The organism is Sphingobacterium sp. DR205, from assembly GCF_011064245.1.
GTDB classification, from domain to species: Bacteria; Bacteroidota; Bacteroidia; order Sphingobacteriales; family Sphingobacteriaceae; genus Sphingobacterium; species Sphingobacterium athyrii.
Genome location: NZ_CP049333.1, coordinates 762,808 through 778,211 on the forward strand (window position 1 = coordinate 762,808; position 15,404 = coordinate 778,211).

10 protein-coding genes, 2 tRNA genes and 1 rRNA gene are annotated in these 15,404 nt (G+C 42.4%); 9 read left to right on the forward strand and 4 right to left on the reverse strand.

Annotation, left to right across the window (positions count from 1 at the left end):
- Positions 1–59 precede the first annotated feature (59 nt).
- Positions 60–1,118 (reverse strand): aldose epimerase family protein, encoded by a 1,059-nt coding sequence (locus G6053_RS03235; RefSeq protein ID WP_108636127.1) that lies wholly within the window; start codon positions 1,116–1,118, stop codon positions 60–62.
- Positions 1,119–1,258: 140 nt separating this feature from the next.
- Between G6053_RS03235 and G6053_RS03240 the strand changes: the two genes are divergently transcribed.
- Positions 1,259–2,617: a deoxyguanosinetriphosphate triphosphohydrolase gene (locus G6053_RS03240; protein WP_165305530.1), complete on the forward strand. Its 1,359-nt coding sequence runs from the start codon at positions 1,259–1,261 to the stop codon at positions 2,615–2,617.
- 169 nt (positions 2,618–2,786) lie between these two features.
- On the forward strand, positions 2,787–4,898 hold the full coding sequence (locus G6053_RS03245; protein WP_165305531.1) for a type IA DNA topoisomerase: 2,112 nt from the start codon (positions 2,787–2,789) through the stop codon (positions 4,896–4,898).
- Positions 4,899–4,930: 32 nt separating this feature from the next.
- Here G6053_RS03245 and G6053_RS03250 read toward each other — a convergent pair whose 3' ends face one another.
- Entirely contained in the window at positions 4,931–5,542 is a 612-nt protein-coding gene (locus G6053_RS03250; protein WP_165305532.1) for a DoxX family protein, read from the reverse strand.
- 141 nt (positions 5,543–5,683) lie between these two features.
- On the opposite strand from G6053_RS03250, the gene G6053_RS03255 reads away from it, so the two are divergent.
- The 3 genes from G6053_RS03255 (at position 5,684) to G6053_RS03265 (ending at position 8,031) form a co-directional block, all read left to right on the forward strand.
- On the forward strand, positions 5,684–6,667 hold the full coding sequence (locus G6053_RS03255) for a hypothetical protein (RefSeq protein ID WP_108636123.1): 984 nt from the start codon (positions 5,684–5,686) through the stop codon (positions 6,665–6,667).
- Positions 6,668–6,760: 93 nt separating this feature from the next.
- The gene (locus tag G6053_RS03260) at positions 6,761–7,189 is read left to right on the forward strand and encodes an energy transducer TonB (protein WP_165305533.1); all 429 of its coding nucleotides are present in this window, start codon (positions 6,761–6,763) and stop codon (positions 7,187–7,189) included.
- 77 nt (positions 7,190–7,266) lie between these two features.
- On the forward strand, positions 7,267–8,031 hold the full coding sequence (locus G6053_RS03265; RefSeq protein ID WP_206531860.1) for a suppressor of fused domain protein: 765 nt from the start codon (positions 7,267–7,269) through the stop codon (positions 8,029–8,031).
- Between the two features lie 71 nt (positions 8,032–8,102).
- On the opposite strand, the gene lat is transcribed toward G6053_RS03265, so the two are convergent.
- Both lat and G6053_RS03275 read right to left on the reverse strand, forming a co-directional pair.
- Entirely contained in the window at positions 8,103–9,389 is a 1,287-nt protein-coding gene (gene lat / locus G6053_RS03270; protein ID WP_108636120.1) for an L-lysine 6-transaminase, read from the reverse strand.
- A gap of 19 nt (positions 9,390–9,408) precedes the next feature.
- On the reverse strand, positions 9,409–10,938 hold the full coding sequence (locus G6053_RS03275) for an aldehyde dehydrogenase family protein (protein ID WP_165305534.1): 1,530 nt from the start codon (positions 10,936–10,938) through the stop codon (positions 9,409–9,411).
- A gap of 130 nt (positions 10,939–11,068) precedes the next feature.
- Between G6053_RS03275 and G6053_RS03280 the strand changes: the two genes are divergently transcribed.
- The 4 genes from G6053_RS03280 (at position 11,069) to G6053_RS03295 (ending at position 15,374) form a co-directional block, all read left to right on the forward strand.
- Entirely contained in the window at positions 11,069–12,238 is a 1,170-nt protein-coding gene (locus G6053_RS03280) for an acyl-CoA dehydrogenase family protein (protein ID WP_108636375.1), read from the forward strand.
- Positions 12,239–13,390: 1,152 nt separating this feature from the next.
- Positions 13,391–14,919 (forward strand): 16S ribosomal RNA (locus G6053_RS03285).
- A gap of 210 nt (positions 14,920–15,129) precedes the next feature.
- A tRNA-Ile gene (locus G6053_RS03290) sits at positions 15,130–15,203 on the forward strand.
- A 97-nt stretch (positions 15,204–15,300) separates the two neighbouring features.
- A tRNA-Ala gene (locus G6053_RS03295) sits at positions 15,301–15,374 on the forward strand.
- Positions 15,375–15,404: the final 30 nt, after the last annotated feature.

Below are 15,404 nucleotides of genomic sequence, written 5' to 3' on the forward strand. Positions count from 1 at the left end.
TGAGACAGGCTTGAAGAAAAAGAGCTGTGATATATTTATGTTATCACAGCTCTTTTTTGTTATTTCTTAATTGAAAACTTAAAGTGTGTCTCTGAATCAAACGATTCACCGGCCCTTAATAGCGTGGAGGGAAATTCTGCTTGATTGGGGCTATCAGGAAAATGTTGTGTCTCCAGACAGAATCCGGCATAAGGTAGATATTTATACCCTCTTTTGCCGATATCATTTCCCGTCATCCAATTTCCGGTATACAGTTGTACTCCGGGCTCGGTAGTGAATACATCCAGCTGAATGCCTGTGTTTTTTGAGTAAGCTGTTGCGCAGGGCTGGGAGATTGGTTTATTATTGACATAACAATGGTCATAGCCTTTGGCTGCAATGAGCTGCTCGTCATTTTCCGTGATGTCCTGAACAATTTTTTTAGGGGTTCTGAAGTCAAAAGCCGTCCCTTCTACCGGTACGATCGCATTGGGTACTTGATTCTCATCCACAAACAGCACTTCGTCTGAATTTATTTGAAGCACTTGTTGCAATACATCTCCGCTTCCCTCGCCATCAAGATTGAAATAGGTATGATTTGTTAAATTAATATGCGTGTCAGCATCGGACTCTGCGTGGTATTTGATAATGATTTCGTTGTTTCTCGTTAGCGTGTAGGAAACCATTATTTTTAAGTTTCCCGGGAAACCCTCCTCGCCATCTTTAGAAACGTAGTAAAATTCTACATGAGACTGATAGGTTACTCTACGGTCCCAAACTTTATCATGGAAGCCCGATATTCCACCATGCAGACAATTTGTGCCATTGTTCTGCGGAAGTGTATACTGTTTCCCGTCTATTTCAAATTTGCCGTTTGCGATGCGGTTTGCAAATCGGCCAGCGGTACAGCCATGGTATTTTTCATCGGATTCCAGGTAACCCTGAATGGAATCAAAGCCGAGAGCAACATCAACTAGGTTGCCCTTGTTGTCGGGGACTAGGATACTGACAATACGGGCGCCGTAATCCGTTAAAAGCACCTGCATACCGCCCTCATTTTTTAATAAAAGTAAATGGGTGTTTTTCCCCTCAATATTGGTTTCAAAATGTTTTGGAATAAGTGTTTGATATTTTGTCATGATTGATTCCCATTGGTATTTAGGTTAAAGATACATATAAGTCGTGAGATATGAGAATTGAGAGGGGAGACTCCGGTTAGGCGGTTTTTTCGGGTTGATCTAATAGGTGCCTAAATTTTTATTTTTTATATATTTGCGCTATGTCTGAAAAAATGAACTGGAAAGATTTGCTTTCTGCAAAACGCTGGGGCTATGAAGATAGAACAGCTGACAGCTACCTTGTGGCTAGGTCGGAATTTCAACGGGATTATGACCGGTTGATCTTTTCTTCCCCATTTCGAAGATTACAGAATAAAACACAGGTTTTTCCGCTTCCGGGAGCTGTTTTCGTGCACAATAGGCTAACGCATAGCTTGGAGGTTGCCAGCGTAGGCCGTTCACTTGGCCGTATGTTTTATGCACAGTTAAAGCAGGAAAATTCCAATATAGATACCGAATACCCATTTCTTCAGGAAGTCGGAAATATTATCTCAGCGGCTTGTCTCTCTCATGATTTGGGGAACCCTGCATTTGGACATTCCGGGGAGTCTGCGATATCCACCTACTTCACAGATGGAGAAGGGCGTAAGTATCAGGAACAGGTAACAGCCGAAGAATGGGCAGATCTGACCCATTTTGAAGGTAATGCCAATGCGCTACGGATTCTGACCCACGCTTTTCAAGGAAAAGATCCAAAAGGATTTGCTTTGACCTATACCTCATTGGCATCTATTGTGAAATATCCGTGTTTAGCTATTGATGGGCATGTCAAAAAAAGCCACCATCGCAAAAAATATGGTTTTTTTACAGAGGAGCAAAAAGCTTTTGAAAAAATTGCGGACGAGTTAGGGTTACTAAGAGATCCTTCCAATCCCAAGGGTTATTTGAGACATCCCTTGGTGTATCTTGTAGAAGCTGCCGACGATATCTGTTATAATATCATTGATCTGGAAGATGCGCATCATTTAAAAATATTATCCTACCAAGAGGTCGAGGAACTTTTATTGCCGTTATGTGGCTCCGAAAATCTTCGTGACCGATTGGATGGTTTGCTGGATACACCGAGTCGTGTAGCGCTCTTACGGGCTAAGGCAATTAATACCCTGATCAAAGGTTGTGTCGATGTATTTGTTCGTGAGCAAGAACAGTTTTTATATGGAACTTTTTCATCCGCATTGATGGATGCGCTGGATGACAGTATTGTCAAGCAAATGAACAAGATCTCAAAAATTTCTATAGCGAAGATCTATAATGCGCCAACTGTAGTCCAGATTGAGATTGCAGGCTATCGTGTTATGGATGCCCTGTTGAAAGAGTTTGTACCAGCATACCTTAAAAAGAACAAAAATAATTACGACAAGAAATTAGTCGCTTTGATTCCGGAGCAGTTTTATACAGACAAACAGGACTCCTATTCCAAAATCCGTTGTGTACTGGATTTTGTTTCTGGAATGACCGATGTATATGCCATCGAACTCTATCGTAAGATTAAAGGAATAACAATTCCGAGTATCGAATAGGTTTGCGAACAATTTAGTTTGTTAACTTGTGATCCTGGTTATCGATTTATTAAGATCAGGCTTACTTTTGTAAGCTATCTTGTCAAAGTAAAAATGAAAGTACTCGATAAGCTAAGAGCATGTACATGTTGCGTTTCAAATCTCAATACTCAAATCTCAAAACGTTAAAATGAAAGTTGTAATAGCTGAAAAGCCCTCCGTGGCACGTGATCTGGCCCGTGTCATGGGAGCGAAGGAAGTCAAAGATGGCTATATCGCCGGAAACGGCTATGCCTTTACCTATGCTTTTGGTCATTTGGTTCAACTATGCACGCCTCAAGCTTACGGTTATAATAGCTGGACCATTTCCAATCTTCCTATTATACCTGCAAATTTTAAACTGGAATCGAAAAAAGTTAAGCGGGATGGAAAGCAGATGGATGACACAGGTGCGGTCAAACAGCTCAATACGATAAAATCACTATTAGAACAGGCCGAAGAAATTATTGTAGCGACGGATGCCGGACGGGAAGGTGAGCTCATCTTTCGTAATATCTATTACTTCTTGGGCTCAAAGGTGCCGTTTAAACGGCTGTGGATTTCGAGTCAGACGGATAAAGCAATCAAAGAAGGTTTTGCTAATTTAAAAGAAGGCACTGAATACGATAGTTTATACATGTCTGCCCGCTCAAGATCGGAATCAGATTGGCTAATCGGGATCAATGCTACACAGGCGATCACCTTGGCAGCAGGCAACAAAGGGCTTCTTTCTTTGGGAAGAGTTCAGACGCCAACCTTGGCGATGATCTGCTCGCGTTACCTCGAAAATAAAGATTTTAAGCCGCAGGCATTTTATAAAATTCAGGCGGGCTTTGAGAAAGATAATATTAGCTTTAAAGCCACTTCAAACAAAATAGACAAAAAAGATGTTGCCGAACAGACCATCGCCCGATTGACTGTTGGAACAAATGCCCGCGTTGCTAAGGTTGAAGCTAAAGAGACAAAGGAACAACCCCCTTTATTGTTTGACTTGACTTCCCTGCAACAGGATGCAAACAAAAAATACGGCTACTCGGCCGACCAAACCCTGGGTATTGCGCAGACACTTTACGAGAAAAAGGTTATTACCTATCCACGTACGGGATCCCGTTATATCGGTGAGGATGTTTTCGAACAAATTGAAGAACTTTTCCAGCATCTTTCGGATCATGCGGAGGAATCTATTGCTTCCATCGCGAAGAATTTAATTGGGGCAAAGTTAAATAAGCGTTCTGTTGATGACAAAAAGGTAACTGATCACCATGCGTTGTTGGTTACTGATGAAAAGCCGGGCCATATGTTGAAAGAACAGCAAAATATTTACAACATGATTGCCAAGCGTATGGTCGAGAGTTTCTCCGAAGTCTGTATAAAGGATATCACTACGGTCACGATAGATGCACAGGGGGTAGAGCTGATCGCAAAGGGAACGGTCATCAAACAGTACGGTTGGCGCCTTTCTGCCGAGCAGATAGAAGCTCCGGATGAGGATAAGAACAGCGATGACCAAGATAACGAAAATGCCCAGCTGCCTAAACTGCTGGCCGAGGAATTTCTGCAAATATTGACTTTGGAACTTGCTGAGCGTTTTACCAAGGCACGTCCGATTCATACCGAAGCTTCCCTCTTAAAAGCAATGGAAACTTCAGGTAAAGAAATTGAGGATGATGAAATGCGTCAGGCGATGAAAGACTGTGGACTGGGAACACCAGCTACCCGTGCGGCAACGATAGAGACGCTTTTTCAACGGGATTATATTAAACGGGATAAGAAAAAATTGATTCCAACAGAAAAAGGGCTAGCCGTATATAACCTTGTCAAAGATCGCTCGATCGCTAAAGTAACACTGACGGGAAAATGGGAGCAGAAGTTGGAAGAAATGCGGGCTAATAAGGTTTCTTATGATGTTTTTATGAAGCATATTAAGGATTATACGGCGAAAATTACCAAAGAGTTATTGACATTGCGTATTTCATTGGCGCAAGAGGAAGTCAAACCACAGCAGAAGGGGAAAATCAAGTGCCCTAAATGTGAGAAGGGCTTAATTCTGCTCTATGATCGGGTGGCACAATGTGATCACTACGCCCGCGGTTGTGATTTTAAGATTTGGCGAACCTTGAATGGTATTTTTCTGGAGGAAAAGGAGATGAAGAATCTGTTGGAAAAAGGGAAAACTTCGGAGTTTAAAGGTGTTAAAAATAGCGAGGGCGCCATCGTAAATGCTCCCCTTGTATTTGAAAACTTTAAAGTCAACGTGGGGTAAGCTGAAATCAGCCAACACTGGAATCGCAGTTGTCACGTAAACCAGTGCATGATTTGTACCCAAACTTCTTTCGGATGCGTTGCTATCAGAAATAGCATCTTGGGCGCTGCGGGAATAATCTCTAGTAAAGGAATAATTAATAGAATCCACAGATAAGTCCATTTATTTTTGAGATTAGTGGGCGTGGAATGTGTCTGCGTTATCGATCGAAGAGCGGGGAAAGTGGATTGCTTGTAATAAAAAAGTAGTAATGCTATATAAAATAGATAGCCTGTCAACCTGAAAAAGAAACCCACTTTGAGACCATAACCCATAATGGTCAGATCGATTACTAAAATATTGAAAATAATAGGTATGAGCATCAGTAGCCCCAAAATAACTGTACGGTTGAACAACAGGAATGCGGCGGCCATGACCTGTGAAATTCCAATGAAAGCTTTGAATGGTTGGTGGTCAAAAAGGTACCAGCCGATTTTGAATAAGCTTAAATCTTTTATGGGGGTATTGAGTTCGGCTTGGGTTAAACCTCCAAATTGTCCACCAGAGATTTTGCTCATTCCGTAACTTAGAAAAATGAGTGCTAACAATATTCTGATGGACAAGACAAGAAGTGTTTGGAATTTTTCCTCTTTTGTTGTTTCCATAATTTAGTGTTTATAATAAGATTCTTTTCATTGTCGGTTTCCATAAATTAATTTAAAGTCTTGGACCTGCAAGTCACCATATCGTAATAAGGTTTTCCTTTTCTTGTGTCCTTTTTGATTTGTATTAACTTTGCTGGCATTATGGCAACAACTTTGTATAATCCATTCAAACAATTTCAGTTTGATCCGGCTATTTGTTTTTTAACGGGCAATCAACTTCAGTCTGAGGAGGAGAGTATCCATGTCTTTCCTGTCTGGATGATGAAATCTTTTCAATTGGAAGATAAGCCGTTCAAAATGTTAGATGAGAATTTAGTGACCTATAAGTCCTTAAAACTTCCATGTTCTATCCTTGCTGCTGAAGCAATAGAGCAGATGGAACGTGCCGTTGAGCAATCATTCGAGCAAGGCTATGAAGCGGTCCGCCAATTGGATCCTTTGCTACTTTTTCAATGGATGACAAAGATCATTTATGGAGTTGTTTATAACGAAATTCTTGCAGGAATCCGCCAACAGAAAGCCTCAGGTGAGGACATGAATTTTTCACAGGCTTTGGCGCAGCGTTTTACCAACCTGCATGCCATGTTGCAGTCGTTGGTTGTTCCAATGGAATTTGAAAATACATTCCCATTTTCCCTCGTTGTTGTACCCGTAGAAAATGCACCGGATACCTTCATGTATCGTGATGAAATAAATACCCTGATTTTTTCGATTCGAATGAAAGACTTTGCGGTCATTGCTTGCCTTCAGGATAATGCGACAAACAATATCTATCACGAAGACATACTGAAAGTGATTGCTGGCAAAAAGCTTCACCCGATACAGTTTGAAGAATTATGTGCCCGCTATTTCTATTCAGCCTATTTATTCAATCGTTTACCCGATTATACCTATTTAAATACACCGCAGAAAGTTTATGTTGAACCAATGCCTTTAGCAGATATGTCGATGAAACCAATATTTGATCATTGGCAGAACAAGACGTATGGGCAGGTATTGGAAAACTTCTGGAAGCCTTGGGGGCTGACCTTATTTGAAATTATCAAAAATCCAGAACAACCAATTAGCTTTTTGCTGGATGATCAAGGTGCTTTTATCGGGGATGTTGATATGCCGCTAAATTAAATCTGAAGAAAGTAGTGTAATAAGTTGTTCCAAATACGCGTTAAAATGGTATGATTATGGATAAGATCAGGTATGTATTCACCAAATTTTAAAATGACTGTTTTATCAGTCCTATTTTTTATCGTTTGCTTGACCTCAAAGGCACAGACTGGCGTTGTTCGTAACATTCCTAAAGATAGTCTAGTTCAAAATGTGGATGATTTTCCTTATTTTAAGGGCGGGATAACGGCATGGTCAAAGTTCTTACAAAATAACCTCGATCTAACGCGTACAGCAGTTGCTATGGATAGCATTGCCTATGTAAAATATGGCTCCAAGCAAACAGCGATTCTTAATTTTATCGTTTGTGAGGATGGCGCGATTTGTAATATCGAAATTGAGAATCCAGAAAAGATAAGTCCTGAATTTGCTAAAGCAGTACTGTCAACAATGCGCAAATCACCGCAATGGATGCCAGCCTTAGTCAAAGGAAAGCCGGTCAAAACAAGATTTAGGCAACCTGTAGTTGCTGTTATTGAATAAATAAATACAAGCTGTAATCTGAAAATTTAACCATTTATTCGCATAGTATGTCATTTTGGGATAAAGTCAAAAAAATCATGAGTGGGGAAGAGGATGAATCCTCCACTGGAAAGAAAGATGTTGAAATTACCGCCGGGGGTTCGACTGTGTATCGTTATGAAAATCAACCTGAGGAAAAAGATCCAAAAGACCTATTCCCCGAGGTACAATGTGTTTATTTGGAAGAGATTGAAGAGCATCTGGCGAAATACATCGCTGAGCCGGATTGGGTTTTTCACGAAATTATATCTGAGTTGGTGCATATTGATGTGCATTGGATCAAACCTAGCGCGAATTATCCGTACAATATCTTGGTAACATCCGGTATGAGTGACCTGCCGATGAGTGTTCCGGATGAAATAGACGATAAGCAAGCTTATGAACGTGCCGAATTGATGGTTGTCCTTCCTGCGGACTGGAAGATAGGTGAGGAGGAGTTTCAGGATGATAACAATTATTGGCCGGTCTATTTTTTGAAGAGACTCGCACGTTTTCCGCATGAGTATAAAACCTGGTTAGGCTATGGGCACACGATCCCTAACGGGATGGAAGCTGAGGAAATAGCAAATACCGGTTTTGGTTGTATGCTTTTATTGCCTCCCATGTTGAGCTTTGATGAGGAATTTTTGGAACTTCAAACGAAGGATGGTAATATCATCAATTTCTATGCGATGATTCCGGTCTATAAGGAGGAGATGGATTTCAAACTGGAAGAAGGAACAGACGCTTTATTGGATCGTTTTGACGAATATGGGATCTCAGAACTGGTCGACATAGATCGTCCAAATGTGTGTAGGAACTAGTGATCTGAGACATTCCGTTCAAAAATGCAGTATTGTTAGGGGGATAATCCTCGGCAATACTGCATTTTGTCTTATAGGCTGTTTTCAATGATCGCTATTGTTTTGTCGATATCTTGCTTACTGACATTAAGGTGCGGTCTGAAGCGGATGCTTTTCTCGCCACAGCCCAACATAATCAATTTATTGGCATAAGCCCGTTTGATAAATTCGTTACGGGAATCTGCAGTATCAAAATCCAGCGCAACAAATAAGCCTTCCCCCCTTAAGTTACTGAGCTGCGGTTTATCGTTTATCAGTTCCTGTAGCTTATTTTTAAGATATATTCCCTTCTCGGCGGCATTTGCCAATAGATTCTCCTGTTCAATGACTTCCAAAATTAATTTAAAACGGAGCATGTCTACAAAATCTCCACCGAAGGTTGAGTTGATCCGGCTGGATTCTTTGAATACATGATGCTCGACCTGATCAAATTTTTCCTTATTCGCCAATATCCCGCAGACTTGAGCCTTTTTGCCAAAAGCCAGGACATCAGGTATAACGTCGTAATGTTGATAAGCCCACATTTTTCCAGTAATACCCAAGCCTGTCTGTACTTCGTCAAAGATGAGCAGCACTTCATTTTCATCGCAGATCTGACGCAGTTGTTGAAAGAATTCTTTCCGGAAGTGATTGTCCCCCCCCTCACCTTGTATGGGTTCAATGATAATGCATGCAATATCATTGGGATTGTTCTCAATGGCTTGATTGATCTCGGCGATTGCTTTTTCTTCCAGGTTTACTGTTTGGCTTATGCGCTCCGGTGTTAAAGGGTAGGTAAGCTTGGGATTAATTATCCGAGGCCAGTTAAACTTTGGAAAATACATGTACTTCCTGGGATCCTGTGTGTTTGTTAGGGAAAGCGTATAGCCTGATCGACCATGAAAAGCCTGTTTAAAATGGATGACCTGGCTGGCTTCTTTTTGTATCCCTTGTGCGAAATTAAGTCTTGTTTTCCAGTCAAATGCTGCTTTTAAGGCGTTTTCCACAGCCAATGTTCCTCCCGAGATGAAGAATGTGTAAGCGAGTTCCTTGGGTATGGCCACACGGTCGAAGGTATCCACAAAATCTGCAAATTCTTTTGGGTAGATATCTGACATTGCTGGTTTGTTGACTGCCATTTTGCCGAGAAAATCGCGATGTTTAATTAAATGAGGATGGTTGTAGCCAACAGCCATGGAGGCAAACATGCTAAACATATCCAAATATTCATCTCCATTTTCATCGACAACATAAGAGCCGTGCGATTTTTCCATATCCATGACCAGTGGAAATCCGTCCGCCAATATATGTTTACTTAGTCTTTCATGTACGTTGCTCATATTTTCGAATCTGAATGGTTTATAAATCGAATTTTATACCCTGTGCTAATGGTAAGTCTGTCGTATAATTAATGGTATTCGTCTGGCGACGCATATATGCTTTCCATGCATCAGAGCCGGATTCTCTACCTCCTCCAGTATCTTTTTCTCCGCCAAATGCTCCACCGATTTCTGCGCCTGAGGTACCGATATTGACGTTTGCGATGCCGCAATCCGATCCGGCAGCACTGAGAAATAGTTCAGCTTCTCTCAGGTTGTTTGTCATGACGGCCGAGGATAGCCCTTGAGTAACGCCATTTTGGAGGGCAATCGCATCGCTTATATTACCCTGATATTTTATTAAGTATAAAATTGGAGCGAAGGTTTCATGCTGTACGATTTCATAGTGATTTTCAACTTCCGCAATAACGGGCTGCACATAGCAGCCGCTTTCATAACCTTTTCCCTCCAGTACTTTTCCTTTAATGAGAAGTTTTCCTCCTTGTGTTTTAATTTTGTCCAGTGCGTTTAAATATGATTTTACGGCGGCTTTGTCGATCAATGGTCCTACATGATTTTTGGTGTCCAGAGGGTCACCAATTTTTAGTTGTCCATAAGCTTTGGTCAGTTGTTTCTTTACTTTGTCATATATACTTTCATGGATAATAAGTCTTCGTGTGCTGGTGCAACGTTGTCCCGCGGTACCTACGGCACCAAATACGGCACCGATGATCGTCATGTTGAGATCGGCATCGGGAGTAACAATAATTGCGTTGTTACCGCCGAGTTCCAGCAGCGTTTTGCCTAAACGCTGCGCAACAGTAACAGCGACCTCTTTTCCCATTCTTGTTGAGCCAGTTGCTGAAATTAAGGCAATGCGGCTGTCAGCAGCAAGCCATTCACCAACTTCTTTATCACCCATGACCAGATTGGAGATACCTTCTGGTAATCCGTTATTGTGAAGGATATCAGCTAATATTTTCTGACAGGCGATCGCACATAGTGGTGTTTTCTCACTGGGCTTCCATACCACTGTGTTTCCGCAAACCAAAGCGATGGCCGTATTCCATGCCCATACGGCAACGGGGAAATTAAATGCAGTAATAATTCCGACGACGCCCAGTGGATGATATTGGTCATACATGCGATGGCCCGGACGTTCGGAATGGATAGTATTTCCGTAGAGCTGTCTGGATAAACCAAGGGCAAAATCACAAATGTCGATCATTTCTTGTACTTCCCCCATGCCTTCCTGGTAAGATTTACCCATTTCATAGGAGACTAATTTTCCGAGTGTCGGTTTCAATTCTCGTAATTTATCGCCTAATTGACGGATAATGTCTCCTCTCTTTGGAGCGGGGATAAGTCGCCATTCTTTGAATGTGTTTTCGGCTGTATCGATAATGGTTTCATAATCTTTTTGGCTGCTCCCTGATACTTTCGCAATGAGTTTTCCGTCGACTGGAGATAAGGATTCGAATGCTTCGCCTCCAGAAAACCAGTTCTCGCCTGTTGACGAGCCTAAATTCAGGGAGGTTATGCCAAGTATTTTAAGTTCCTTTTTTATCATAATGGTTTATTTTATTCGTGTATTACGTTAAATGTAAGGAATAAAATTCTGTTAAACAAGTTTTGAATGAATATTGTTCAGTTTGAAAATATTTTGTTATCTTAGATAAGCTAATGTAGACTATACGATGATGAAACAAATAAATGTTGATTATTTTCAAGTAGATGACCTGTTATCCGAGGAGCAAAAGCTTGTTCGTGGTGCCGTGCGAGATTTTGTCCGGTCAGAAATAAAACCTGTCATAGAAGATGCGGCACAGGCACATCAGGCAATACCGGGGTTAATGCCTAAACTTGGTGCAATAGGGGCTTTAGGGCCCTATATTCCTGTAGAGTATGGTGGTGCCGGATTGGATCAGATTTCTTATGGTTTGATCATGCAGGAATTGGAGGCTGGTGATTCTGCTGTCCGTTCGGCTGCCTCGGTGCAATCTTCTTTGGTGATGTATCCGATATATACCTATGGTAGTGAGGAGCAACGACGGAAATATCTGCCGCGACTTGCTTCGGGTGAGCTTATAGGATCCTTTGGTTTGACCGAGCCGAATCATGGATCTGATCCGGGAGGTATGGAAACACGACTGACCGCTAAGAACGGTGGTTTTCTATTAAATGGAGCAAAGATGTGGATCACAAATTCGCCGATATGCGATCTTGCCGTGGTCTGGGCACGCGATGAGGCTGGAAAAGTACGGGGGGTAATTGTTGAGCGTGGAATGGATGGTTTCGAAACGCCGGAAACATTACATAAGTGGTCGTTAAGGGCCTCTAAAACGGGTGAGTTGGTTTTTCATGATGTTTTTATTCCCGCGGAAAATGTATTACCTGAGGTAAGCTCAATGCGTGGGCCGCTGTCTTGTTTGAATTCAGCACGGTATGGAATATCTTGGGGCGTGATAGGCGCAGCGATCGACTGTTATGAAACTGCTGTTCAATATGCTTTAGAACGGGAGCAATTTGACCGACCAATTGGTGGATTCCAATTACAACAGAAGAAATTAGCCGAATTTCTGACAGAAATTACAAAAGCGCAATTATTGTCATGGCGCTTGGGTGTCTTGAAAAACGAAGGTAAGGCAACTCCACAACAGATTTCGATGGCCAAAAGGAATAATGTGCATATGGCTTTACAGATTGCGCGTGAATCCCGACAGATCTTGGGAGGAATGGGCATTGTTGGAGATTTTCCAATAATGAGACACATGATGAATCTTGAGTCTGTTATTACCTATGAAGGAACTCACGATATTCATTTATTGATTACTGGCCAGGATATCACAGGGCTTAATGCATTTTCTTAAATCTGAATGCAAATCAAATAGGGGAACATCATATTGTTCAAATTGATGATAACAATATGATGTTTTGTTTAAGATTTCGTGTTGTTGGCTCAGATATAGTATTTAATTCACGTGGCGCAGCCATAGTTTTTGAGAAGAAGACGATGGCTGCGCCACGTTTATCCTGTTTTTAATAAATTCATTCCCTATATATTTAGTGTTTTCCTCTGATTGAATCTCATTTATCTCCCGGGTGGGAAAGCTATTTGTTTTCTTAAAAGAATTTTCGTTCAGATGCCCAAGTAATATAGATGGGTATAACAAGGATTGGCCGCCGTTATATTCCTTTTGATTCTTGGACTCTGTCGATATAATGGTTGATCATACTTTATCTAATTGCTTATCCTGGTAGATCACAAGTCCTAAAATCACAAATACTGTTTATGATCGCCCCAGTTTTACCCTTATTTATGGACAAGTTCGATTTTAATTTAGCAATAAGTGAGATTTAAGTTAGCTATCCATTAGGTTTAGTTTAGCTTTTACCTAATGAAAACCTAAACTAAACCTAAACAAACCCTAACTAAACCCTAACTAAAAGCATAACTTGTCCTTGAGTTATGATTAATGTTTCCCATAGGCTATTGAATGGAAATTTTCGGGGCGCGGAAAGGCCTCCTGCGGAAAAACAATCAGCCACATGTCCAGCGAGTTAGGGGTAAAATGAAATAAATAAGAACAAAAGGCTTGGAAGTTTGCCCGAAAACTCCCTATCTTTGCACCACTCCGCAAGGGAGGAACGGTTGCTTCGAAAGAGGGAGCCAATGAAAAAAGAAGGGTTTAACGGGAGTTAGACGCAGAAACCGGAAAAAGAGAAAAGAAAAAAACTTAAAAAAGTTTTTGGAAGTTCAGAAAAGATTTCTACCTTTGCAGTCCCAACGGAAACGGAGGGAAAAACAAAAAAGATAAAGACGGGCGCAATGCTCATCGGAATATAGCGGATACGGAAGTTGAAGCGCAAAAAGTTCTTTAAGAAAACACAATCATGTAAGCGTGACGAGTAGGAGACGAAAGTCATGAACAAATTCAAGAATTGGTTCAATTCGGTCCAAGATCAGAGATATAAAAAAGAATTCTGATTATGTAAATAGTTGGAATCAAAAACTTCATTTTACAATGGAGAGTTTGATCCTGGCTCAGGATGAACGCTAGCGGCAGGCCTAATACATGCAAGTCGGACGGGATCCGTCGGAGAGCTTGCTCGAAGATGGTGAGAGTGGCGCACGGGTGCGTAACGCGTGAGCAACCTACCTCTATCAGGGGGATAGCCTCTCGAAAGAGAGATTAACACCGCATAATATAACTATTCGGCATCGTTTGTTATTAAATATTTATAGGATAGAGATGGGCTCGCGTGACATTAGCTGGTTGGTAAGGTAACGGCTTACCAAGGCGACGATGTCTAGGGGCTCTGAGAGGAGAATCCCCCACACTGGTACTGAGACACGGACCAGACTCCTACGGGAGGCAGCAGTAAGGAATATTGGTCAATGGGCGGAAGCCTGAACCAGCCATGCCGCGTGCAGGATGACTGCCCTATGGGTTGTAAACTGCTTTTGTCCGGGAATAAACCCAGGTACGTGTACCTGGCTGAATGTACCGGAAGAATAAGGATCGGCTAACTCCGTGCCAGCAGCCGCGGTAATACGGAGGATCCGAGCGTTATCCGGATTTATTGGGTTTAAAGGGTGCGTAGGCGGCCCATTAAGTCAGGGGTGAAATACGGTGGCTCAACCATCGCAGTGCCTTTGATACTGATGGGCTTGAATCCATTTGAAGTGGGCGGAATAAGACAAGTAGCGGTGAAATGCATAGATATGTCTTAGAACTCCGATTGCGAAGGCAGCTCACTAAGCTGGTATTGACGCTGATGCACGAAAGCGTGGGGATCGAACAGGATTAGATACCCTGGTAGTCCACGCCCTAAACGATGATAACTCGATGTTGGCGATAGACAGCCAGCGTCCCAGCGAAAGCGTTAAGTTATCCACCTGGGGAGTACGCCCGCAAGGGTGAAACTCAAAGGAATTGACGGGGGCCCGCACAAGCGGAGGAGCATGTGGTTTAATTCGATGATACGCGAGGAACCTTACCCGGGCTTGAAAGTTAGTGAAGGATGCAGAGACGCATCCGTCCTTCGGGACACGAAACTAGGTGCTGCATGGCTGTCGTCAGCTCGTGCCGTGAGGTGTTGGGTTAAGTCCCGCAACGAGCGCAACCCCTATGTTTAGTTGCCAGCATGTAATGGTGGGGACTCTAAACAGACTGCCTGTGCAAACAGTGAGGAAGGTGGGGACGACGTCAAGTCATCATGGCCCTTACGTCCGGGGCTACACACGTGCTACAATGGATGGTACAGCGGGCAGCTACATAGCAATATGATGCTAATCTCTAAAAGCCATTCACAGTTCGGATTGGGGTCTGCAACTCGACCCCATGAAGTTGGATTCGCTAGTAATCGCGTATCAGCAATGACGCGGTGAATACGTTCCCGGGCCTTGTACACACCGCCCGTCAAGCCATGAAAGTTGGGGGTACCTAAAGCATGTGACCGCAAGGAGCGTGTTAGGGTAAAACCGATAATTGGGGCTAAGTCGTAACAAGGTAGCCGTACCGGAAGGTGCGGCTGGAATACCTCCTTTCTAGAGTATCGCGGACCGGTGCTCGTCACGTTACATATGATTGCAGATAGTACTGAGAATTGAGATATGAGTACCCGGATAACTTTATGGCGACATAGAGGGTATCCTTTACGCATAACGAACGCTCACTGCTAAAAAAGAAAAACATCAGAAGAAAGTGCCCGCCCCTATAAGGAGCAGGACCGAGAGAGATAGATGAACAGAATAGCTAGTCCCGTAGCTCAGTTGGTTAGAGCACTACACTGATAATGTAGGGGTCAGCAGTTCAAATCTGCTCGGGACTACTTAAAAGATCTGAGGGATGAGATAGGAGATGGGATAAACAGTATGGCGACATACAGGATCTCATATCTATAATCTAACATCTCATATCTAAAAAAAGGGGAATTAGCTCAGCTGGCTAGAGCACCTGCCTTGCACGCAGGGGGTCAACGGTTCGAATCCGTTATTCTCCACGTTCTTAGTAGTACCAAGTATTTAGTATA